This window comes from Spirochaeta dissipatitropha (assembly GCF_054657935.1).
Window position 1 is genome coordinate 319707 of sequence record NZ_BAAHXT010000001.1, and the last position, 24960, is coordinate 344666.

Below are 24960 nucleotides of genomic sequence, written 5' to 3' on the forward strand. Positions count from 1 at the left end.
CGACTGCTCATAAAATATATCATTCCATCGTTATTTTTTATATGAGATTCGACGCTGCTATTCATGCAATCCATATTCATTGTGTATTGCAATTAAAATTTTGTCAAATATCTTTTTAATTTTGTATATTAGCATTAATGTTTTCGCTATCATTTGCAGTTTAATAGCGTATATTCTGTATCAGGTCATAGAAAAAACTTTACATCACAGAAACGAGGGGTTATAATTCAATAATGTTTGCGTAAACATATAGCGAGTACAAAGGAGTACATATGAGATGTATAAAGATTCTGATTGTGTTATCTGCTATCTTTACTATAATTACTGGTTGCGGGAGTGGATTATTGGGCGATTTGGCTGCCGATAATGAAGGAAATAGTACTGATGCTCTTTTTTCCAGCGGGATTGTTGCTGATCGCTCGGTTTCAGCGGGAACAGCAGTTGAGTTCTGGCTTACCAATCCGTCCACAAATGTATGGCTTCAGCGTCAGTCTGATCTTCAATTTGAGGCCAACAGCAGTAATGGAAATGTAACGATTACTGTGAATCCGGACGAAAAGTTTCAGGTAATGGACGGATTCGGGGCTTCTCTGACCGAAGCATCTACCTGGCTTTTGAAAAACCAGCTGAGCCCGCAGAAGCGTGCTGAAGTGCTGGAAAATCTGTTTGGCCCATCTGGAATTCACATGAGTCTTCTGCGTCAGCCGATGGGGGCGAGTGATTTCAATTTCGAGGCCTGGACCTACGGAGACACCCCGGGTAATGTTGATGACTTTAATCTTGACCACTTTTCTCTGGACAGAGAGCTCGATTCCATCAGGCCGATTCTCGATATGGCGATGGGAATTGATGAAGGCCGTATCAAGATAATGAGCTCTCCCTGGTCCCCGCCAGCGTGGATGAAGACCGGAAAACACCTGTATGGGAATCAGGGCGGATCACTGCGCAGCGATGTATACGACGTGTATGCCGAGTACTTCCTGCGATATCTTCAGGAATATGATGCCTTGGGCACACCGGTATTTGCCATTACGGTACAGAATGAGCCGAAGTTTGCTGCTCCGTGGCCGGGAATGCTCATGAGCGCTCAGGAACAGATTAATTTTATTAACGTTCTCGGACCGCTGCTGCAGCAGAATGGATACGGTGATGTCAAGATAATCGCATATGATCACAATTATGATGATATCGATTACGCTCGAGCCGTATTAAACTCAAGTGCAAATCAATATGTCGCCGGAAGCGCATGGCATTATTATTCAGCATTATCACATGAGAACCTGACGACTCTCCATAACGAATTTCCTGATAAAGGGCATTGGTTCACCGAAGGTGGGACCGGAACCTGGATCGGTGGAGGAACTGACGAAGGAATGTTTCTTGATCTCATGATGCATACAATACGATTCCCGAGGAACTGGTCAAAATCCTACATAACCTGGAATGTTGCATTGGATCAAAACTCCGGTCCTTCACTGGATGGAATTGATGACAGTAATCGCGGATTGCTGACTATCCGCTCTGACGCTATGGATGATGTGGAGTATACCAATACATATTACGGATTGGGGCATTCGAGCCGCTTTGTTCATCCCGGGGCCGTAAGAATTGGCTCCACTACGAGCAACAATGTTGAAACTGTAGCATATCAGAATACCGATGGTTCAATAGCACTTGTATTGCTGAACAATGCAAGAAGGGGCCAGAATGTTAAGGTTCACTTTGGAGATGTCTCGTTTACCGCAAGTGTTCCGGGCAGAGCCGCTGCAACCTTCGCCTGGGAGGGTGGGGCTCCTGTAGCTGAAATGCCATCTGCCAGTCATGCATCCGGCAACTTTTCTGATCCATTCTTTTTGAGCTTGTCTACCTCAACCGAGGGTGGTGAAATCCGCTATACACTGGATGGCAGTGAGCCTGTTTCTTCTTCTCTGTTATATTCAGATCCACTGTATGTAGACGAATCGGTAACCGTAAAAGCACGTACCTACCATCCTGAAATGAGTGCATCAGCTGTATTGACTCTGAACTATTCTTACGACGATGGCACAGCTCCTCCAGTTGTTGAAAGCTCTGTGTGGCATAATAATTTTGAAGATGGACTGGCATTTTCTGCCGGTGGACGAGCTGCTGTCCGTCTGGTTAATGAATCTGCAAATACCGGTGGTAATAAGGCAGTTGAACTTACCGTTCGCAACAGTGGATATCCTGGTGCAACAGATCGCAGCGTGTATATACGTCATCCTGAAGGTGCCGTTATAAGCGCACTGGACTACAGCCACCTGGTGTTCTTTGGCTTTGACATGGTCGGGAACAATACCGTGTATGTCACTGGGGTTGATTCCAACGGGAATACCGCTTCTGCCTGGACCGAAACAGCAGGCGCTCATAATTCCTGGACTAAGTTTGTTGTTCCGTTGAATGCATTGTCTCTGCAGAATATTGTGGAGATTCGTTTAGGTCAGTGGAATAATGGAACCTACCTCTTTGATGATGTGTATTTTACACAGAGTAGTGATGGAGAGCTTCCTCCCTTCTGATATGCGGATATTTATAAATTATAAGGAGAGGAAATTGCAAAATTACGTGCAATTTCCTCCTCGCATAAGTAGCGAATTCTCAAGTTGTTTTATGTAAACAACTTGAGAATTTATAATCTTGCGAATGCTAATGCAAAATGTAATTTTGCATAAAGCTCAGGAGGTATATGTGACAAGATTTTTTTTCGTTAGTATGGTGTTTATGATTGTTTTTCTTTCTTCATGCGTTTCATTCTTTAATCACAGAAATAATCAAGGCATAGGAGAAAACGGTTTTCTGACCGCAGACGGTTATGTTATCAGAAATGTAGATGGTGATGAAATCCGCTTAAGGGGTGTCAACCTTGGCGGCTGGCTTTTACAGGAAACCTGGATGAGTCCGGTCCATGGTTCCGAGGACAATGTCAGTACACTGGAAATATTGATAGAACGCTTCGGCCAGGAAGGAGCTGATCATCTTATAGCTGTGTATGAGGATAACTGGATTACCACGAAGGATCTGGATATTCTCCAGGATATTGGAATCAATCTTTTGAGGGTACCTTTTGGTTACTGGAATCTTCAGTATCTGGATGGAACATGGCGAAGGAACGATAGGGGAGAGAAGGATTTTCACCGTCTCGACTGGATAATCGAAGAGGCTGGAAAGCGTGGCATGTATGTCTTACTTGATCTGCATGGTGCTCCGGGCTTTGCCAGTAACGCACATTCATCAGGAAAAAGAAACGCAAGTCAGCTTTTTGAGGATAGTGCAGAAGGGGAAATGTTCCGGCAGTGGACAGTCGATCTGTGGGTCGAAATAGCCAGACATTATAATCATAATCCCGTTGTAGCCGGGTTTGATCTACTGAATGAGCCGATGGCCTTGCCCAGTGATCAATACCTCTGGGATTATTATGACCGTATGTATCATGCTATCCGGGAAGTGAATCCTTATCATATGATTTCTATGGAGGCAATCTGGGAGCTGTATAATTTACCAGACCCCGCTGTGTATGGCTGGGAGAACGTATGGTATCAAACACATGATTATTCCTGGAATAGACCTCAAAAACCATTTGTAGATGAGAAGCTGAATAATGAAATTCTGGCCAGAGAATATGGAGTGCCATTGCTCGTTGGGGAGTTTACTGCATTTGAAGATCCCTCGGATTGGGAATATACCCTGCGGAAATACGATGAAGCAGGAATGCATTGGACCTTATGGACTTATAAGCTTGTAAAGAGAGGTACTACTGGATGGGCAATGTACAGTAGCCCCTTCGTTGAGTCGCCCAATGTTCAGACAGATTCTTTTGAAGAAATCGAGCGGAAGTGGTCCAACATCGATACAGATTTAAATCTGTTCCAGAAAAATCCCATGGTTGTCAATGCGGTCAGGGAATCGCTGGCACGACCCCTTGCCTCTGCTGTTTCAAGCTCGGATTCTTTATCCGCGGAATCTACAACAATAGTTTCCAGGTACGAAGCCGAAGATGCAGTTATCCTGAATTCCAGACATAAGCGAGAGGGAATTCCGGAGGGAACGGAGCAGCAAGGCTTCTTTTCCGGTAATCTTGCTGCAGGGGGAATAGATAACACTGTAGCTGTTCATGATGTTTTACCGGATTGGTCCAATATCGGTCATGTACGCTTTGATGTAGTAGTCGAACAGGGTGGATTACATGAGTTAACGATTGCATATAACGGTGATGACGATAAACATATCCTGGTAAAAGTAAATAATGATCCTTCGTTTCGGGTAGATATACCAAGCAAGTCCGGCGGAGGCTGGAATGTCATGCTTGATCATCAAATTGATGTTGACCTGAAGAAGGGTGAAAACGAGATATGGATATCAGGATCCTTAGGTGGAAAAGGCTGGTTGAATATTGACTATATTGAACTTGTTAAGGCAGGGGAAGATGCAGAGTAATCTGCATTTTCTTCCTACCTTATAGCAAAATGGTATTTTGCAAAAAAACTCTGTAGAGAGGAAATTGCAAAATTACCTGCAATTTCCTCCTCGCATCAGTAGCGAATTCTCAAGTTGTTTTATGTAAACAACTTGAGAATTTATAATCTTGCGAATGCTCATGCAAAATGTAATTTTGCAAAAAGCTCTAGAGTTTTTGTATTTTTTTGTTTGCGCAAACAGGAGGCGTGTATGAGGTTTTTTAATTCGGCGGTTCGAGGGATGTTCGCACTATTGGTACTCTTTTTTCTGGCAGCAATGCTATCGTGTGCTACTGCAGGAAGTGCAGATGGCGCTATAGATGATGCGGCTGAACCTGAAATAGCATCTTCATTTATTCATAATGAAATATTTATGGTATCCAGGGTAGATGGAACCCATTCAGTTGATCCGGACAGCAAAATTGAAGTGTTATTATCTGTTGAAAACCTATCCGGGTATGAAGGTGTGGAAATAGCTGCTGTAGGCCATGAGCTGAATGATGGAAAAAGCACATTTACCTGGAACAATAATCCAAATAGCGAAAATCTAAGTGCTGTTGTTTCGGATGGATCGGCAGATTTCATTTTCTATTTTAATACTGCAAACGATTCTACCGATTTCAAGATCTTTGTAAAAAACAGCTGGAATGAAGTTATTACTGATCCACAGGAAGGTGATGGGAATATCAGAATAGTTCTGGATGATCTTGTATCAGTGGGACAAAGGGTTTCTGTCATTGTTGATGCAAGCTCCTTCGGTACAGAATAGTACCGCGTCTATTTCAGTGTACAGCTCCGGTTTTGAACTGGAGCTGTTTTTTTACATAGCGCTTATTGTACCCCCGGTAGGGCTAATGTAAAACGATTAAAAATGAGTTAGATTCCTGATATGACACCCGATGAAAAAACCCTGTTGAAACTGGCCAATACTAAAATGCCCTTCGGAAAATATGCCGGACGCTACCTGGTGAACCTGCCTGAGCCATATGTACTCTGAGAGCAGCTTAGCCAATTGATAATATACAGGTCTGAATACCGCACGGTTGGCAGTTAATGGTACGTTCTGCCTGGTTCTGCCGAATGCCCAAGTCTATTTCATCTTCTGTACGATTGTTCAGAATCAGTGCAAGTCCTTTATCGAGATTTATAAAGGCACCGTGCCGTCATTGAGGCTGATGTTATTACAGACTATTCCTGATCATCTGGAATAACAGTAAAATTATAGGCAATGCTGCTATAGTAGACACCTTCCTCGGTCACGAAATATACCCTGCTCTGATCATTGTACACCTCAGCAGAAGTTGCATAGGTAGAGTAGTGTGAAATCGGTATAACTGCCGTGTTGTTTACGATCGGTATACGACGTCCGCCTGGAATATATTTACTGAAGTACCAGAGTTCCCCGATCTCAATACTGCTCGTGTTGAACACCATGATAACTTCGCTCTCGCCATGACGTGGAATTGAATCGGGGAGGTAAAGCTTGTATTGAATCTTGTTATCAGTGCTCCATCTTTTAATGATATTATCTCTCTCAAACATTCCGTGCAATATGAAGGAAGCAGTTGAATAGCCCTTGTCCTGAGCGGCTGCAATAATTTCATCTCTTCGAAATCCCCTGTGTACATTGTAATATAATAGCAGAGCTGTTTCTGCCGGATATCGATCTATAGGCAGAATTCCGAGTCCAGAATCCATGAGGTGTAAAGCAATATTTACCTGAATTTCTCGATCACCGTAAATTGAAAGCAGTCCAATAACGGTTGTTGCAAGGGGATTGTCAGTGAATGGATCGGGCTGGATCAAATCGACACCCCTGTCAAGAAACAGCTGCAGGAGAGATGGATCCTCTCTGACTGCGGCATAGATTATCATTGGGATTTTGTTCAGCATGGCGTTCGGATCACCCCCGTTCTCAAGATGGTGCCGAACGGTTGTTCTTTCATCTGTCAGAAGAGCCCTGAGCAGCGGAGACAGATTCCCGGGATCTGATGATTTAACGGCAAGCTGCAGAAGAGGAACTAATTCATTTTGCTGATTAGGGGTGTTATGCCATATATCCACCATTCGTTGTACTACATCAGGGTCTCCGAATTGAATGGCCATTTCCATATGGGTAAAATCATCTCCAGATGAATAGAATGGCTTAGCTCCGTATTCAAGCAGCAAAAGGGAAATCTCTTTGTGGTGGTGTAGCAGACTGTTCGCAAGGATTGTTCTTCTTCCATGCACTCTGTTTGGATCATCTCCTGCAATCAGCAAGCTACGCACAGATTCTATATTGTTTCGAAAGATTGCATAGGTCATTGCTGTCTGGTTATTCGTATTCTCGGTATTGAGATCGGCCCCGGCAGCGATGAGAGCCGCGAGAACTGCGCTGTTATCCTGATATACAGCCAGGTGTAGGTTCGGGAGAATACCGTCTTTGGATTCATTGGGATTACAGCCAGCGTCGAGCAGTCTTTGAACTATCTCAGCGTCTGCATAGCGTGATGCAAGCATAATATGCGACCAAGTCGTTCCCTGATCGATGAGAGGATCTGCTCCGTGATCAAGCAGGAGCAAGGCTTGCTCGTTGAGCCTGTTTAGCAGGCTGTAGCCAAGTGGGGTTCTTTGCGTTTTAAGTCTGGCATCCGGATTGGCTCCTGCTTCGAGCAGAATCCTGGCAGCCTCGTGCTCGTCTTTCCGTATTGCATACGCCAGTGCTGTTTCGCCGGAAAGATTTGGTGATTCGAGGTCAGCCCCGGCAGCGATGAGAGCCGCGAGAACTGCGCTGTTATCCGGATATATAGATAGGTGCAGGTTCGGGAGGATACCGTCTTTGGATTCATTGGGATTACAGCCAGAGTCGAGCAGTCTTTGAACTACCTCAGCGTTTGCATAGCGTGATGCAAGCATAATATGCGACCAATCCGGTCCCTGATTGATGAGAGGATCTGCTCCGTGATCAAGCAGGAGCAGGGCTTGCTCGTTGAGCCTGTTTAGCAGGCTGTAGCCAAGTGGAGTTCTTTGCGTTTTAAGTCTGGCGTCCGGATTGGCTCCTGCTTCGAGCAGAATCCTGGCAGCCTCGTGCTCGTCTTTCCGTATTGCAAACGCCAGTGCTGTTTCACCGTAAGGATTTGGTGATTCGAGATCAGCACCGGCAGCGAGCAACTTTGAGAGAAACTCTGGATTATCCCTGTTTAAGGCCAGAATCATTTCGTCGGAAGGACTTAATGATTCAAGTTCCGCACCAGCAGCGATAAGCATCGAGAGAATTCTTGATTCACCCTGAAGTATGGCGAGATGCAGATTAGGGACACTATTCATAGAAAAGTCATTGGGATCACAGCCAGCATCAAGCAGTCTCTGAACTACCTCAGGGTTTGCATAGCCAGAAGCAAGCACGATTGGCGACCAATCCGTACCCTGATCAATAAGAGGATCTGCTCCGTAATCAAGCAGGAGCAAGGCTTGTTCGTTGAGGCTGTTTAACAGACTGTAGCCAAGTGGAGTTCTTTGGATTGTAAGTCTGGCGTCCGGATTGGCTCCTGCCTCGAGCAGAATCCTGGCAGCCTCGCGCTCGTCTTTCCGTATTGCAAACGCTAGTGCTGTTTCACCATCACCATCCTGCGACTCGAGATCCGCACCAGCAGCGATCAGCATTGATAGAACTTCATAATCTTGTTGAATGATTGCCAGATGTAGTGTCGGAGATAATCCTTCTGCATGTTGATTCGGATCCGCACCGGCTTCGAGCATGAGCTGCATGACACGCGCATCAGTATATCGGGCTGCGAGCATGATGTTTGTCCAGTTCCATCCTGAGTACAAATCTGGATCCGCCCCGTGTTCCAGCAGAAGAATGGATTCTTTTATGAGACCTTCTCGTAGACTGTAGCCTAAAGGAGAACGCTCATTTGATACCCCTGAATTTGGGTCTGCCTTTGCCTGTAGCAGAATTTCAACTGCTTCAGTGCTGTGGTTCGCTATTCCAAGTGACAGAGGTGTTTCTCCGGCAGCGCTCTGCTTTTCAATGTCGGCACCATGACGCAGAAGAATTTTGACTGCTACAGGTTGATTGTACATGGCGGCAATATGTAGACTTGATCTGTCCAGATAAGCTCCCTGTTCATCTATTCGATAGTCATGGTTAATAAAAAGCTCGAGCATTTCAGGGAAATGTTGTGCCGCATGCCCCGTCCACAATAATCCTCTGACCGGAGTATCCCAGAACCTCCAGGTATGTAATAGGTGGGCTACTGCATCAGCATCCTGCGTTTTCAGGGCATAGAACAATCTGGCATCATTTTCATAGATATGCAAACCAGGAACGGGCAGTCCAAGATTACAGTGAAGAGCAGAGCGTAGTAATTCTGGTGATTCAATCATGGAAAAGTCGGGTGGGGTAGTTATATACTCGGCAAACGCAGGAAGCTCCCTTCCTTGTTTAAGCAGCTCGCGGCCGTGGCTTATGAGGTGTGAGCTTTCTGACGCACCCCAGTGAGCAGATTCTGTCAATTCGTGAACGACAATATTCATGTCTCGCAGAATTATGCTGTAATCATATTCACCAAGATTTGTGTAATTACTTATGACAAATGCCATTTGGGAGTGCGCCAGTAGACCAAATCCCCAATTTTGTGATGCGAAAATGAGGGCGATGTCTTCCAGCACTGCACTTCCCTCCCGGAAATCCAGATAACCAGCTTCCATACCCCATTGAACAATGATTGAAAGCCGTGAGAGTTCTGCTGCGGCAAAGACGGAGTAATCAAAACTCTCTGGATATTCCTTTATGAGGTGAAGGATCAGGATATCTGAATTGCTGAAGACTCCTTCCGCGAGAAGCTGCTTCTGTATATCCGGGTTCCAGGCTGCGTTAATATCGTCTGCCAGCAGCCTGTGAGTATTCAGTGTCTTCAATAGATTCCTGTATACAGTGATTACGCCGTTGTATATAAGGTTATTGAGGGTATGTTTCAACTCTTCCTTATTATTTACGTTCCAGGATTTTCTGAGCATTTCGGCAGCGGCTAAACCTTCAACCTCTGATTCATCTGGAGATAATGAGAGGTCTGGTGTCCCATTGATCTTCATCAATGCTGCCCCTGTTAGAATTCCCCATCGAATGAGTTCCGGATCTGTTTCTGTTTCCTGGTGACGAATAGCCAGAGAGGACTCAAGAACATCGGTTTCTGTTATGGAAATTATGGCTGGTTCAACGGACTGTTGCTCGTCTGGCTGATTTAAGCTGTCAGCTTCTGCAGTAGCCGGTGCGGAAACGCAGGCTGCTGATAATATGCAGAAGAGAAGTATAGAAAAAATGCGAAACACGTCATGGTGAGGGTTGTTAATCATTATTGGTATAGAATAAGCGATTTCGTTTTTTCTGCAATAGCTGATAATGGAAATACAGGGTAAAATTATTATTATGACACCCGATGAAAAAACCCTGTTGAAACTGGCTAATACAAAAATGCCCTTCGGAAAATATGCCGGACGCTACCTGGTGAACCTGCCTGAGCCATATGTACTCTGGTTCAAGAATCAGGGCTTACCTTCCGGGGAGCTGGGAGAACTGATGGCGCTGCTGGTCGAGATCAAGGTAAATGGTCTTGAACCACTTATCCGGCCGTTAATTCTTGAGTCGTGAGAAAACATCACAAGGATTACTCGTAAGTACCTGTAGATCAGGTAAATATGTCTGGTAAGATTGAAACAGGCATAATTGCCTTGTTTTTTATGCCCAGGTCTCTGCAGGAAAAGCATTTAGCGGGTAGGCTTTGTGGTGTTTTCTAATGACTACAAAAGTAAACCGGTACAAGTCGCTAAACTGCATTCTTGTGAAAATTCCTTTGTCAGGCCAATTGTAAAACATTAAACGCTTCTGAAGCCCGGAATTTCACAGCGAATTGTGATTCATTTATAATAAAATCCTTGAAATATACAGTAAAACGGTTTACCCTAAAGATTCTTAAGGGAGATAATTATGAAGAAAAATTTTATCTGGTTTCTGTTACTTGCCGGGTTGCTGTTTTTTTCCTGCGGTACCGGGCAGGATATTGCAGATGACAAGGCAGCCGATATCCAGGAGATTCCTGAAGGTGTTGTCCGTGTTCATTATACCCGTGCTGACGGGGAATATGAGAATATGACTCTCTGGATCTGGGAGGACACTACCTGGGAATCAGAAGGCGGTTGGCCTGAAGGACTCAGTGCTAGCGGAACAGACGACTATGGTGTCTATTATGATATACCGGTTGCACCGGATGCCAGCCGGCTCGGTATGGTTGTAGTGGACCGGACCCTGGGTGATGCCGGAAAAGATGGCGGAGACAAGATAGTCGAATTCAGATTCCCGGAAACCAGGCAGTTCTGGATTACAGAGGGATCTGATGATGTAATGCTTTTCCGTCCCGTAGAGATTCCGGAAAATACACTACGGGTACATTATGTCCGTCATGATGATAAGTATGAGAACATGACCCTGTGGACCTGGATGGATTCCGCCTGGGAGCACTCGGACTGGCCTGAGGGGATGCCGATAAGCGGCTTTGATGAGTTCGGGGCTTATTTTGATGTTCCTCTCCAGGAAGATGCGGAGACACTCGGCTTCCTTGTTGTTGACCGTACTATGGGTGATCCGGGTAAAGACGGGGGAGATAAAAGTTTTGATATGCTTGATCTCTATAACCGGGTCTGGATTCAGCAAAATGATGATGATGTGTATGTAACACCAATGTTCACCAGTTCAGCCATGCTGCAGGCTGCAACGGTGGCAGATGATACCGCAATTACCCTGGTGTTTAACATAACCGATGGATTATCGGAGGAAGATCTTCTTGAAGGCCTCTCAGTAGTTGATATTGATGGCACAGAAGTTACTCCGGAATCTGTCAGTATAATTCAGGGCAGCAACACAGTGGAGCTTACTATGGAAATCGATCTCACAAAGGCCCCATACCGGGTCACTTATGATGATCGTACTGTCACCGCACGAGTCGGCTGGCAGTATGTTGATGCACAATATGCATATGATGGATGGCTCGGACCGCGCCTGAACAGTGACGGTACCGCAGATATAAAAATGTGGTCACCAATGGTGGCTGATGTACAACTGGTACTCTATGACAGAGAAGATCAGGATCATGTTATCCGTGACAACATCCAGTTGAACAGAAACGATAATGGGGTATGGTCGGTTCAGCTGGATTCCTCCAATACAGGACTGGCTTCACTGCGCGGATATTACTACCAGTATCTTATTGATGCTGACGGTGACGGTTCCTACCGGATCGCTCTGGACCCCTATGCATCTTCAATGGCACCTTTCAATAATCAGATATACGAAATCGGGAAAGCCGCTATTATAGATGTTGCTTCAATCGGTCCCGAGTTGAACTATGCCGAGATCGAGGGCTTCGAGAGCAAGACCGATGCAATTATCTGGGAAATTCATGTTCGTGACTTCACGGTGGATCCCTCGATCGAGAATGAACTGAATGCACCATTCGGCACCTTTGAGGCTGCAATCGATAAGCTGGACTACATCCAGTCTCTTGGTGTTACCCATGTACAGCTGCTTCCGGTTATGAGTTACAAATGGGGAGATGAGCTTGCGAGTCGGGAACGGGAGATGGAATATACCGCCAGCGGAGCAAATTATAACTGGGGATACGATCCTCATAGTTATTTCTCCGTTACCGGCATGTACTCTGCTGACCCGCGTGATCCCGAGCTCAGAATACAGGAGCTTAAAAACCTGATAGATGCAGTTCATGCCCGCGGCATGGGGGTAATCCTGGACGTTGTGTACAATCACACAGCAGATGTTCGGATCTTTGAAGACCTTGCCCCTGGATACTACCATTTCATGGATTCCGATGGTCGGCCACGCACCAGTTTCGGCGGAGGACGCCTCGGTACAACCCATGCGATGAGCCGCAGAATCCTGGTTGATTCGATTGCCTACTGGACCCGTGAATTCAAGGTGGATGGATTCCGCTTCGACATGATGGGCGATCATGATGCAGAATCAATCCAGATTGCCTATGATACAGCAAAGGAACTGAATCCCAACATCGTTATGATCGGTGAGGGCTGGAGAACTTTTGTTGGTGATGCTGGTGATCCCCGTATGCCGGCTGACCAGGACTGGATGCAGCACACCGACAGCGTTGCAGTGTTCTCTGACGAGTTCCGCAATGAACTGAAATCCGGCTTCGGCAGTGAGGGTATGCCCCGCTTTATTACCGGTGGCGCACGCAATGTTCAGCAGATTTTCGAGAATGTGAAGGCTCAACCCCGCAACTTTGTGGCTGATCAGCCCGGGGATGTAGTTCCCTACATCGCAGCGCACGATAATCTTACCCTGCATGATGTAATTGCGCAGTCAATCCGGAAAGATCCGGAAATACCCGAGAACAGTCTGGAGATTCACCGGAGAATCAGAATCGGTAATGCCATGGTACTGACCAGCCAGGGTGTAGCCTTTCTGCATGCCGGCCAGGAATATGGCCGGACCAAGCAGTGGCGAGTGGAGGGTAAGCCTGAGCATAAGGAAACCTATATGGTAGATCAGGATGGAAATCCTTTTACCTATCCGTACTTTGTGCATGATTCCTATGATTCAAGCGACATTATCAATATGTTTGAATGGCAGAAGGCTACGAATGCTGAACTCTATCCGGAGCAGAATCTGACCCGTGAGTATACAGCTGGACTGGTTGCCCTCCGGCGCTCAACAGATGCCTTCCGTCTTGGGGACAGGGATCTGGTTGATCAGAATGTACAGAAGCTTGATATTCCCGAGATCCAGAACTCGGATCTTGCAATCGTGTATTCGGTGGAAGCAACGAATGGGGATGTGTATTACGTCTTCATCAATGCTGACAGCAAGGAGCGGACCTTCAGTCTGGACATAGATCTGACCGCCGGACAGGTGCTGGTGGATGAAAATGAAGCCGGTACCACTGAGGTTCGAAATCCATCAGGTTTCAGTCTGACATCTGATCGGATTGTCATGGATCCTCTGACCGTGGTAGTTGTGAAAAATTGATCACTTCCCGGGCATGAGCCCGGGATTACATCAGACGATCAGAGAGTTCAACCCTTGGTTTTAAGGGGTGGTTTTAAGGGGCGGCGGTCTAAGGACTGCTGCCTTTTTTAACGATCGAGACAGTCTTCAATTACGGGGAGGAGTTGATCCAGCTTTTCCTGCAGAGTAGTCGCTGCCGCAGTGATCTCTGATTCCCCGGCACCTGCATCCATCAGGGTTTCCAGAGCATCCGCCGCTGTATACACCGCATTGAAGCAGAGATTGCCGGCAGATCCCCGTAGTGCATGACTGATTTCCTGCAGGCTGCTTCGGTCATCTGCCGAGGCCGTCGAGGCCTGCAGGCGTTCAGTCCAGTCGGCATAGCTGCCTCTGGCACCTTGCAGCAGCTTCTGGAATAGTTCTGAATCTCCGTTTATTTTGTCCAGCAATTCCTCTTTGTCGAATATTTCTTTGTCAGTCACAATCACAGGCTCCTTATCCGGTAACAGCTGGAAGATAGCCTGCTGCAAGGCTTTTTTATTTATCGGTTTGGTAATAAAGCCATTCATTCCTGCTGCCAGACATCGGTCACGTTCGGTTGTGCTGGCATTGGCTGTTATGGCAAGTACAGGGGTTTTTGCTTCCCTTTTTTCTTCAGTCTTTCGTATTTCTGCAACCGCCTCAATGCCGTCCATCTCTGGCATGTGCAGATCCATCAGTATCAAATCAATTGATTCTCCGGAATCCCTGAATACCTCTACGGCTTCCTTTCCGTTCCGAGCCTCCAGTAATTCTGCATTCGGAAGAATACCTGAAAGAATACTGCGAAGCAGGGTCATGTTAAGCGCGATATCCTCTGCAATCAGCAGTCGGTATTTCTGCAGGGAGCCAGCCGCAGAACGAGCCATGGATGCCGTTCCCGCTTTCTCTGTCTGCGATTCAGGTACAGGAATTTTCCGGGTTTTCTCATCTGGTCCGGAGAGTGTCTTCAGCAGCTGCTTTCTGGAAACCGGCTTGTTGATTATACCAAGCAGGCCGGCTTCGGAATAATCTTCCTGATTCGTATTCGAGCTGCTGTTGAGAAGGATAATCTTCAGTTCCTCCGGAGATCTCTGAAGCTTTCGACGGATCATTTGTATGGTCTGTAGTCCATCTACATATGGCATATCTGAATCCACCAGAATCAGTGGAATTCCTGTATCCTGTCTGAGATGCTCGATGGCACAGAGGGCATCGCTGCAGCCTGTAGCCTCAATCCCTATTTCATTGAGCTGCTGCTCTAAAATTTCCCGACTCCGTTGATTATCATCCACCACAATGCATGACTTGAATTCGTGATCAGGGAACAAGGGTGGTCCCTGATCCGTTATTGTAACTGGAATTCTACAGGTGAAGATTGAACCTTCATCCTGTCGGCTTTCCACGCTCAGTGTTCCTTTCATCCTGGAGGCAATAGTATGAGAAATGAACAGTCCCAGTCCGGTGCCTTCCGCCATACTTTTACTGTTCTGAACGCCCCGGGAAAAGGCTGTAAACAACTTCTGCTGCAGTTCATCACTCATGCCGGGACCGGTATCCCGTACAGAGAAAATACATTCCTTGTTGTCGTAGCCGACTGAAAGCTCTATCTCGCCGTTTTCAGTGAACTTCACTGCATTACCAAGCAGGTTGATAAGTATCTGCCTTATACGTACCGGGTCACTGTGCACGCGCTCGGGAACTTCGGAGGGGATATCCACCAGCAGTTCAAGTTTCTTGATCCCTGCCAGATACCGGACAATATCGATGGTTTCCTCAATCATTTTGCGTAGATTGAAATCGCTGTATGAGAGTTCCAGCTTTCCGGCTTCGATTCTGGAAAAGTCCAGAATATCGCTGATAATATGCAGCAGGCTACGGGCAGCAGTTCCGGCATTTTCAGCGTACTGCTGCTCTGTACCTCCGAGGTTCCCCCCTTCAAGCAGATCGAGGAAGCCGATAATCGCATTCAGCGGTGTGCGAATTTCATGGCTCATCATTGCCAGGAAGCTGCTTTTAGCCTGATTCAGGTGATCCGCTGTGTTTTTTGCCATGACCAGCTCATGCTCGATTCGTGCCCGCCGCAGTGCATCCGAGAGTATGTTCGCAATTACCTGCAGCAGGTAGACATGCTGTTCATCCCAGTATCGATGCTCAAGAATGCTGTCAAAACCAAGGAAGCCGGATAATTCCGCATCATCATATACAGCCACCGCCAGCGTAGACGCCAGCTGAAAACGTGACAGAAAATCCTTTTCATCTGCCGCTTCGGGTGGAAGCTCTTTTATATCGGGAATCAGAATCTGTCCCTGTTCCTGAAGCTGCCCGGTCCACCACTTGAGACTGGCGCACTCTATATCCTGTAGAAGTTCCTTATGAGATTCTGCTCCATTCCGGCAGTACTCATGGCTATTGCTCATGGTTCCGGAATCCCGGCTGATAGTAAAGAGATAGCTTCTGTCAACGTTGAAGAAATCAGCGGTTCGCTGCAACATACGCTGAATACTATCGTTGATATTATCCGCAGATGTGCGCAGGAATTCCGAAGATAGTTCAGAAACCATGGACTGGAACTGGTTGATGAAAAACAGCTCCTCTTCGGTCTCGTGCTGCCGGTGAATGTCGAAAATAATACCATCGATAAATTCGGCTTTTCCGAACACATCGGGAACCAGGCGGCCCTGATCGCTGACCCAGCTGCTGCTGCCGTCGCTTCGCAGTATGCGGTATGTCAGCTGGAATGAGCCGTTTTTTTCCAGTAGAACTGATTGCATATCCTGGATACGGTCTCTGTCTTCAGGGTGGATAATTTCATGCAGCTTTCTGCCGTTTTCTGCAGTGAAAGTTCCCGGGGGAACCCCGCAGATGCCCTGTATTGCATCCCCGATAAAATTCACCTGCCATGGTGCTGCGGCACTGCGGCGGTAGATTGCTCCCGGAATATTAGAAACCATATCGCGGAAACGTGTTTCGCTCTCTTTCAGATCGGTAATGTCGATGGCAGAACCTATTATGTAGGCAGTCTCTCCTTCCTGAATGATCGGTGAGAGGCTGGTGTGCCAGTAGCGGATTCCAGCAGGCAGATCAAGAATTTCCTCGTAGTTGATTTTTTTCTGTTCAAGAGCGCATCGTCTGTAATTGGCTGAGACTGTATTTCCCAGGGTTTCTCCAAGCAGCTCCTGGGGACTCTTCCCTTCAATATCTGCCAGACTTATGCCGGTCATAAGTTGATGGGTTGCATTGCTGCTGATAAACCTGAATCCGCCGTCTGCCAGAACTTCAATCAGGAACAATGCATCCTGCGTATTATCGTAGAGTTGGATGAGGAGTTCTTTGTATCGGGCTTCCGGTAATTTCATTACCTTTAATTGTATACTACAGGCTAAAGAGGTCAAGGACTGCGGGCAGGACGGAATAAAAAAAAGCCCGGCGGGTTGCCGGGCGCGACGAATCAGCTTCTTCCTGAATAAATTCTTGTGAAAGCTGACTTATGCCAGATATGCGCGGAGCATCCAGCTGTTTTTCTCGTAGGTTTCGATGCTGGCGGTCAGCATGTCGGCCGTACCTGGGTCGTTGTTGTTTTCGGCGACTTCAATGCTGTCCCGCAGAAGCTTGATAATATACTCGAAGTCCGCCAGAACAGATTTTGCACTGTCAGGACCGTTAATCGCGACAGAAGCGGCCTCGGTTAATTTTGTGGTGCCGAGGAAATCCTTGAGCGATGCCAGGGGGCGCTGCCCGATGGACAGAATCCGCTCGGCAATCTCGTCAATCTGCTCAGCGAGGAAGTCATAGTATTCCTCATATTTTTCATGCAGGGTGAAGAAATTGCTGCCCGTGAGATTCCAGTGATAATTCTGCAGTTTGGCATGCAGAGTCCGTAGATCTGCGAGGTACTGGTTGAGGGTCTTTGCGACCGCTGCTGTCTGTGTGTTGTTGATACCGATATCCATAATCTTGACTCCTTGTGGATTTTTATGTCCTGTTATGCCTTTAAAGATAGTCAAATAATGTAGCCGGGTCAAACAAGTAATTACCTATGACCGGGCTGTAAGGCGCCGGTACAGTCGAAGCATTGGCCAGGCCTCATTTTCCAGAATTAACTCAATCTCCTCAATGCTGATCATCGCATCATCGGCGGCAATTCTCTCAAGCGCTGTCTCGGCAGCGGCGTCATCGCCGATACGTATGTAGTATTGAAAGGCCGTCATCTCGACTGATGCCCGGGTTAGCGCATCCAGACCGTCCCTGCTCAGGAGTTCATCCAGAACTGCCGGTACGTGCTCCAGGTTGTCCTGCCGCTCATCGAGAATCCAGTCGGTTACGGCTGCCAGAAGAATACCCGTGTTGCCAGTCAGATCCAGTGAATCGGGTGGGTAGCTGCCGTCATCAAGATTGTGGATAGATACAAGATTGCCATCGTCCATACGCAGCAGCACCAGTGCAATGTTTTCATCGAGGCTGGCCATGCGGCCCTGTTCGGCAATGATTTTCCCCGCAAGCCGGTCGATGTAGATGTTCGTGTGAATAACCAGGATGGAATTCGCAGGAATTCTGGCGCCCTCGCCGGGTTTCAGCATGCCGAGCTGTAGTATCAGCGGTCCGCCATCCAGAAAAAACCTCGGGATACCGACCTCTCTGAACACTCCCTCGCTCTCGGCCGGGAAGTCCAGGAAGAGATGATCGGCCAGAGCCTCCCATTCATCATCATCCATCCAGCCCGAAAGCCCGGTGTGGGCGAAGAGCTGGTTCAAGGCAAAGACACGCCCCGCCGGTGAAAAACCGAGTGTCTGCCCCGCTGTCTTGCGGTCATAGCGGAGAAATCCGAATCTGTCTTCCTTGATATCGGGCTGTGTGTCGGATTCAATACCGGTTCCGAGCTCCGGCTGCGCCGGGGTGCCGGAGTCAGGGCCCTTGTCCGCTGCCGGATCAGCAGCTTTTTCGGCGAGGCTGGGGTCATCCTGAGCTGCTGATTCCGGCGCCGAGGCGCAGCTACCGAGGAAGATCAATAGGATTATCAATGCCATTATGGCTGTGGAAAAAATTCCTGAACGTTTCATATGGCCAAGTATATCCCTGGAAGTATAAATGCGCTACTCACAAGAGAAAAATGCTGTAAATTTTGCAATTTCCTCTGCTCTCTATTCTTTTAATGCCTGCAGTATCAGCTCGGCATGGTTTTTCGGACTTACCTTCGGGAACACATGGCTGACAATTCCCTGTTCGTCAAGGATAAAGCTGCTTCGGAGTATTCCTTCATAACTTTTCCCATACATTTTCTTTTCTCCCCAGGCTCCGAATGCATGGATAGCGATTTTTTCCGGATCGCTGATAAGGTGGAATGGGAGCTCATATTTGCTCTGGAATCCGGCATGAGAGGCTTCACTGTCAGCGCTGATTCCGATTACTGCGGCACCGAGATCGAGAATTTCTTCATACACATCCCGCAGCCCACAAGCCTGTGTAGTGCAGCCTGGAGTGTTGTCCCTGGGATAAAAATACACCACAGTCTTTTTACCCCGAAACTGCTTAAGCTGTACGGGATGACCCGCAGAATCGGTCAGCATAAAATCCGGGGCTGTGTCACCAACTTTGAGCATAATGCCTCCTGCGCTTAATATACTGAATTGCCTGACGATCGTGCGCGATTCCAGCAATTCCAGCAATTCCAGAAATTCCAGTTTCCTTGACCAATAATTCCATATGTACGATGCTTTATATGGTGAGCGTAACTGGATCTTCAATTTTGTTATCACCGCAGCGTTTGTATCAGGCCCTGGATGAAGTTAAGGTTATTGATGTTCGTGATCATTCTGATTTCGAATCCGGCCACATTCCAGGGGCTGTGAACATACCAGTGGATAGATTTGAACAGGATGTATCTTTAGGTGAGGGAATAGTACCAAGACAGGTAAGGGATCACTCCTGGTGTGTAGCTGTGCTCTCAGAACACGGGATACAGCGGCATGATACCCTGGTTCTATATGATCAGGGCGGCAGTTGCCGTGCTGCCAGGCTCTGGTGGATTCTCGCACGCCTGGGCCATGAGCGAGCTGCAATCCTGAACGGGGGATTTAGCGCCTGGGTCTCCGATATCAGCCGTGTCCAGAGATTTTCTGAAGCTCCGCAGCCGGCTGCCTACGAAGATCGGGCCATGAATCTATATCACGCTGACTTTTCTGACGTGCTTACCGCACAAAGCAATAAAACAAGCATCCTCTGCAATACACTGCCTGCGGAGAGCTTTGCCCAGGGCAGCATTCCGCGAAGCATCAACTTGCCGTACACACTGTTGTTTACCGGTCGGCCGGTTCCGACGATCCGCCGCTCATTCGAGGCTGAAGCTGTATTTGCCCAGGCAGGTATTGCTCTGGATTCACACTGCATATTTTTTGGCAGCAGTTCCTATGCCTCCTCGCTGGCATTTTTTTCGGCCCGGCTTTGTGGGATGCATGATATTGCGCTGTATGATGGCTCTCTGAGGGACTGGTTTCTTCGTGGAGGGCTTCTTCATTAACCGGGATATGTTGCAGGATTCAATGTGAGGTTTTATTGGCACTGGAAGAACTCTTGAGTAGTTAGAAAATGGCACCAACCCTTACTGGTATGTTGTTTCTCTATCATAGTTTACAGTCCAAAAAATGGTGCCATTTTCTAACTACTCAAGAAGAACTCCCGCCTGGTTTCTGATCCATTAATGCATGAATAGCCTGCTTCAGGTTCTTTACCCTCATGTACTGTTGATCTACCTGTTCACCTCGCCTAGCAGCGGCTGGGCCGATGCAGGTGCTTATACCTAGATCTTTGGCTGCAGTAAGCCGTTTCGTTAGATGTGAGACCGGACGGACTTCACCGGCAAGGCTGATTTCTCCGGTGCAGGAGGTGTGTGCCGGGCAGGGTATACCTGTACGTGCTGAGTAGAGTGCAATGGCAAGGGCCAGGTCCACGGCTACCTCGTTAATTCGTATGCCGCCGGCAACGTTTATATAGATGTCCTGATCCGAGAAACGTAGACCGATGTGCTTTTCGATGACGGCAGCAATCCTCGATATTCTGCGGGGATCTATCCGGTCTGAGTAGGTTCGTGGGGAGCCGCCGGCGCTGGCTACTGTCAAGGCTTGAATTTCGACCATGAGAACGCGGGAGCCTTCGTAAACCGGGGTTGTGGTTATTCCGGCAGGTAGCGGATTGTCACGCTGCACAAAGAACAATCCGGTGGGATCGATTACGGATTGCAGACCGTCCTGTCCCATGCTGAATAAACCAATCTCATCAGTGGTGCCGAATCGGTTTTTCGGTATTCGCAGGAAACGCAGATCGTGTTCGGATTGCTCGAAATACAGAACTGCGTCTACCATATGTTCGAGGATTTTAGGTCCGGCAATAATGCCCTCCTTCGTGACATGTGCAATGAATACCCCCGTGGCCTCGTTCATGCGGCACCATTCACTGAGAGCAAATGAGCATCTTCTCAGTTGTGTTGGTGCACCGGGTGGGGATGCTGTTTCCTCATCCCAGAGGGTCTGTACCGAATCGATTATAAGTAATTCAGGCTGTTCGCTGTCCAGGACATCGAGTATTTCACTCAGGGTTGTTTCACTGCTGATACGGATTTCACGGTCGCCGATACCAAGGCGGTCTGCGCGGTTTTTTATCTGTTTCGGGGATTCCTCGCCGGCAATGTACAGGGTCCGGCGGCCGGCCAGGGCAGCAGTCTGAAGCATCAGGGTTGATTTGCCGATTCCCGGTTCCCCCCCGAGCAGTACCGTAGATCCGTGGATGAAGCCTCCCCCAAGCACGCGATCAAACTCGGGTTGGCCAGTGGAAAACCGTAGGCCGTCGCCTGCATTGAGTTCATTCAGGGAAAGTGCAGATGGATGATTAGCAGGTGGCCGGCGGACTGAAGAAGCTGTTCCTTCATTACCATCGCCTGGTCTGTTGGCGGGGGTAGAGGAAATTCTGCGGGGTCTGTGAGTTGTAGCTCCTGCCTTGTCGCTTCGCGCCGGGGATTCCCTGAATTCCTCCATGCTGTTCCATGTGCCGCATGAAGGACATTTCCCTGACCACTTTACTTCGCTGTGTCCGCACTCGCCACAGACATACTGAATAGTTCGTTTGGCTGCCATGGCTTATTGTTGTTGATTTCCACTTACATTTCAACTGGATATTGTTGAAACATCGGAAGTAACAGATCTCTGCCCCTTTGGTGTTGCAGGCTGTGTGGTATTAATTGACAAAGCTGATCGTGCAATCTATGGTTATGGAATGAAATCCAGGGAATACCGTCTTGCGGCAATAATGTTCACTGATATTGTCGGCTTCAGTCGAAAAATGGAGCAGGATGAACAGGGGACACTGGCACTCCTTTCCGAGCATAATGCCATAATTTATGAAATTGCCAGCCAGTTCAAGGGTACGGTAATCAAGACCATTGGGGATGCCTTCCTCATTGATTTTCCGAATACCGTTCAGGCAGTTCAGGCGGCGGTTTCGATTCTGTCCCGCTTTCTGGCCTGGAATACCGCCCGGGGCGGTGAGCCGATGGAACTTCGTATCGGAATCCACCTTGGCGATATTCACTTTTTTGATGATGATGCCCTGGGTGAAGGAATCAATATTGCCTCCCGCTTGCAGCAGGTTGCTAAACCCGGGAAAATCGCTATCAGCCAGGATGTCTATAACCTTATTGCCAACAAGGTAAAAGTCCCCATAGAACATAGAGGCGAGGTCAAGCTCAAGAATATTGCCCGCTCGATTGAGGTTTATGAGATATCTGTAACCGCAGATCTCGTTCCTCACCCAGGTCCAGCAGCATCGATGCCTGCTGTGCAGAACGGATCCGGAAAAACCCATGAGATAATCTCTGAATCGGAGTCCATGACCGGGATGCAGGAAAGTCTGCAGGCCTCAGGAGCCTCTGAAACTGCTGATCGAACTCAGGATTACAGGCATTCAGATGGCACAGAGGGGCAGCAGGAAGCCCTGCAGGAACTTGTGCGCAGTACCGTTCTCGCTGGTATCAAGCAGCAGGGAAGACGCCTGAGCTTCTCTGAAGCCGAGGAGCTTTTTCCGAAGGCAGACAGCGATATCAGAGCCGCTCTACAGGTTCTGGTGACCAAGGGTTTGATCGCTCGTGATTCACAGCGGACGCAGTCTGACCGCAGAACTTATGCTGCTGGCACAAACAGTGGACCGGAATATGCTGAGTCTATCTCATCTACAGCCTTCCGAGGTGCAGGCGAGGTAATCGGCAAGATTGGTGATGCCCTGCGTGATGCCGGAATAATCGGGGGTTCCCGCGGGAAATTGCAGACTGACCAGGAGTATATCGAGGAATATCGGCGGAAGGTTGAACAGGATGCCTCTCGCGAACGCGGAGGATTGCGGGCTCATATCGGATCGTTTATCGGCGTCAACGCCTTTCTCATAATGCTGAATCTGAGTACTTCCCCTGGATTCCCATGGGCACTTTTCCCTCTATTCGGTTGGGGGATTGGTATGGTGAATCATATCAATGAGGTCAAGCGGAAGCAGGACCAGGTCCGCCACCTTGAAGCCTTACCCAATATAAACCGGCAGGGACTTAAACTACTTCAGGAGTATGAAAAGATCCGCAGTGGTTTCAGCTCGCATGTGGTATCAACCCTAGCAACCAGTGCTCTGTTGCTGATGATCAATCTCGTAACATCCTCGGCATTTATGTGGTCCTTTATTCCGATCGGGGTAATGGGTATCGGGTTAATCGGGCATGTAGGCGCATTTCCGGGAAAAATGAGTAAAATTCGCAAGCGCATGGAGCGAATGGGACTGCTTGTACCTGATCTGCCGCTATTCCGTCCGTCCAGAAGATTGCCGGATCCAGGTGAAGGTGGGTACTCCCGCACACAGCAGGCACGGATTATCCGGGCAGTCATTCAGGGACAGTACAAGAAAGCAAAACGCAGTGGCGCTCCTATTGACCGAGACTTTCTGGATCTGCTTGACCGCTATGTCGATCAGATCGCAGCGCTCGATGCAAAGAGCCTGGATGTGCTACAGCTGATTCAGGGAATTCCAGTCAGTGATCTGGAGCGTGACCTTGCGGTTCTCAAAAAACGGAAAGACAACACAAACAGCGAACAGCTGCAGTCAGAGTACAGTGAATCTATCAGGCAGCTTGAAAAACAGAAGGCATCCTACCGGCAGCTTACCAATCAACAGGAAATGCTGGATCTCCGGCTTACCAGTTCTCTCAATGCCCTGAAACAGCTGCAGATCGATATGGTTCGTGTGCAGAGCATGTCAAATGCCCAGGACAGCAGCCTTCTGCAGGATCTTCGCGGAAGATCAGATGATCTGAATCTTTATCTCTCGGATGTTGAGCGCAGTTTCGCTGAACTGGAGTCATAAATAACATAGCGGTTTTTTCCCGCCGCTTTTGCCTGGTACAGGCAGTGATCTGCTGCGGCAAACCAGTGGTCAGAATTCTGGTGACCATCCAGAGTAGATGCCCCAATGCTGATGCTGACTGATCTGCCCTCTGTATGCAGGTTGCCTCTAATACCACTTATTAAATTATCGCATACCGTCCTGAGTCCATCGGGGCTGGTTCCGGGAACAAGTACAATAAATTCATCTCCCCCGTAGCGGAAGGCTGTATCGCTGTGTCTGATCGAACTCAGCAACAGGTCAGAAAACTGGACAAGTATGCGGTCACCGGCAGCATGCCCGAAGAGGTCGTTCACTTCCTTGAAATCATCGAGGTCGATAATAATCAGTCCAGTATGACTATTGCGGGTTTCAGGGATATCTGCGTATTGATTCAGAATGATTTCAAGCTTGCGGCGATTTTCCAGTCCGGTCAGGGGATCCTTGTTTGCCCAGTTCATGAGAATCGCCCGGTGGCGGTTGTTCCTGGTTGCAAAGAGAAAGCTGAATATAGTTGCTGTGAGACCAGAGCTCAGAAAGCTCGTCATCTGCAGTGTGCTCTGGAAAATCTGCGCCTCGCTGTTTAACAGTCCAAAAGCAAGAACAGTTGACTTGACCAGGAGAATCATTGCAAAGGACAGCCAGGGGTTGCAGAGATAGAATACAAACATGATCAGAGGATAAATCCATAGAATTCCATAGACCGGAATATTTGTCGCAACTACGGTGACTCCAAGCGACAGGAATACCGAGAGTATGGTTCCTGCTGGCTGTGTCTTTCCGCTGTGATAGGTGTAGCCGGCCACCAGCAGTGAAACCAGAGCCATGGCTGCATCTGCGCTGCCAACCAGAATATTCCCCTCAAGAAAGCGGAACACGGCATAGGGAGTAATTACCAGCACAGCAAGTGTAGCGACAACGATAATGAGGGTTAACTGTAAATCTTCCGGTGCGTGTTTTCTCATATATGACCCTACTGGCAATTATACTCCGGATATCAGCTTTATTCATGAAGAGGTCTGAAATCAACTTGAAATAGTTTGC

Annotated in this window: 16 protein-coding genes; 8 read left to right on the plus strand and 8 right to left on the minus strand. The window is 48.0% G+C overall.

Annotated elements, in window-relative coordinates:
• The first annotated feature begins 272 nt into the window (after positions 1–272).
• From ACYQ2L_RS01320 to ACYQ2L_RS01335, 4 genes are all read left to right on the plus strand, one after another.
• Positions 273–2537 (plus strand): chitobiase/beta-hexosaminidase C-terminal domain-containing protein, encoded by a 2265-nt coding sequence (locus tag ACYQ2L_RS01320; protein WP_460050228.1) that lies wholly within the window; start codon positions 273–275, stop codon positions 2535–2537.
• Between the two features lie 169 nt (positions 2538–2706).
• Complete coding sequence (locus ACYQ2L_RS01325) at positions 2707–4452, plus strand: cellulase family glycosylhydrolase (protein WP_460050230.1); 1746 nt, start codon at positions 2707–2709, stop codon at positions 4450–4452.
• A gap of 231 nt (positions 4453–4683) precedes the next feature.
• Complete coding sequence (locus ACYQ2L_RS01330) at positions 4684–5241, plus strand: hypothetical protein (RefSeq protein WP_460050232.1); 558 nt, start codon at positions 4684–4686, stop codon at positions 5239–5241.
• Between the two features lie 120 nt (positions 5242–5361).
• Positions 5362–5469, plus strand: coding sequence for a putative quorum-sensing-regulated virulence factor (locus ACYQ2L_RS01335; RefSeq protein WP_460050234.1), 108 nt, complete (start codon positions 5362–5364; stop codon positions 5467–5469).
• A gap of 7 nt (positions 5470–5476) precedes the next feature.
• Here ACYQ2L_RS01335 and ACYQ2L_RS01340 read toward each other — a convergent pair whose 3' ends face one another.
• Complete coding sequence (locus ACYQ2L_RS01340) at positions 5477–5620, minus strand: hypothetical protein (RefSeq protein WP_460050471.1); 144 nt, start codon at positions 5618–5620, stop codon at positions 5477–5479.
• Between the two features lie 40 nt (positions 5621–5660).
• On the minus strand, positions 5661–9812 hold the full coding sequence (locus tag ACYQ2L_RS01345; RefSeq protein ID WP_460050236.1) for an ankyrin repeat domain-containing protein: 4152 nt from the start codon (positions 9810–9812) through the stop codon (positions 5661–5663).
• 73 nt (positions 9813–9885) lie between these two features.
• On the opposite strand from ACYQ2L_RS01345, the gene ACYQ2L_RS01350 reads away from it, so the two are divergent.
• Both ACYQ2L_RS01350 and ACYQ2L_RS01355 read left to right on the plus strand, forming a co-directional pair.
• Positions 9886–10107 carry a DUF3820 family protein gene (locus ACYQ2L_RS01350; RefSeq protein WP_460050237.1) on the plus strand — a complete coding sequence of 74 codons (222 nt, stop codon included), beginning with the start codon at positions 9886–9888 and terminating at the stop codon, positions 10105–10107.
• A 336-nt stretch (positions 10108–10443) separates the two neighbouring features.
• On the plus strand, positions 10444–13512 hold the full coding sequence (locus ACYQ2L_RS01355; RefSeq protein ID WP_460050238.1) for a pullulanase: 3069 nt from the start codon (positions 10444–10446) through the stop codon (positions 13510–13512).
• A gap of 107 nt (positions 13513–13619) precedes the next feature.
• On the opposite strand, the gene ACYQ2L_RS01360 is transcribed toward ACYQ2L_RS01355, so the two are convergent.
• The 4 genes from ACYQ2L_RS01360 to bcp all read right to left on the minus strand — a co-directional run bounded on the left by ACYQ2L_RS01360 (position 13620) and on the right by bcp (position 19109).
• Positions 13620–16868 carry a response regulator gene (locus ACYQ2L_RS01360; RefSeq protein ID WP_460050240.1) on the minus strand — a complete coding sequence of 1083 codons (3249 nt, stop codon included), beginning with the start codon at positions 16866–16868 and terminating at the stop codon, positions 13620–13622.
• 129 nt (positions 16869–16997) lie between these two features.
• Positions 16998–17462, minus strand: a complete 465-nt coding sequence (locus ACYQ2L_RS01365; protein ID WP_460050242.1) for a Dps family protein — start codon at positions 17460–17462, stop codon at positions 16998–17000.
• A gap of 84 nt (positions 17463–17546) precedes the next feature.
• Complete coding sequence (locus ACYQ2L_RS01370; RefSeq protein ID WP_460050244.1) at positions 17547–18569, minus strand: flagellar basal body L-ring protein FlgH; 1023 nt, start codon at positions 18567–18569, stop codon at positions 17547–17549.
• Positions 18570–18650: 81 nt separating this feature from the next.
• Positions 18651–19109 (minus strand): thioredoxin-dependent thiol peroxidase, encoded by a 459-nt coding sequence (gene bcp / locus ACYQ2L_RS01375; RefSeq protein WP_460050246.1) that lies wholly within the window; start codon positions 19107–19109, stop codon positions 18651–18653.
• Positions 19110–19228: 119 nt separating this feature from the next.
• Between bcp and ACYQ2L_RS01380 the strand changes: the two genes are divergently transcribed.
• Positions 19229–20026: a sulfurtransferase gene (locus ACYQ2L_RS01380; RefSeq protein ID WP_460050248.1), complete on the plus strand. Its 798-nt coding sequence runs from the start codon at positions 19229–19231 to the stop codon at positions 20024–20026.
• 145 nt (positions 20027–20171) lie between these two features.
• Here ACYQ2L_RS01380 and radA read toward each other — a convergent pair whose 3' ends face one another.
• On the minus strand, positions 20172–21635 hold the full coding sequence (gene radA / locus ACYQ2L_RS01385) for a DNA repair protein RadA (protein WP_460050250.1): 1464 nt from the start codon (positions 21633–21635) through the stop codon (positions 20172–20174).
• A 94-nt stretch (positions 21636–21729) separates the two neighbouring features.
• Between radA and ACYQ2L_RS01390 the strand changes: the two genes are divergently transcribed.
• A complete protein-coding gene (locus ACYQ2L_RS01390; RefSeq protein WP_460050252.1) occupies positions 21730–23898 on the plus strand; it encodes an adenylate/guanylate cyclase domain-containing protein in 2169 nt (722 codons plus the stop codon).
• On the opposite strand, the gene ACYQ2L_RS01395 is transcribed toward ACYQ2L_RS01390, so the two are convergent.
• Positions 23853–24881 (minus strand): GGDEF domain-containing protein, encoded by a 1029-nt coding sequence (locus ACYQ2L_RS01395; protein ID WP_460050254.1) that lies wholly within the window; start codon positions 24879–24881, stop codon positions 23853–23855. The genes ACYQ2L_RS01390 and ACYQ2L_RS01395 overlap by 46 nt on opposite strands.
• Positions 24882–24960 lie beyond the last annotated feature (79 nt).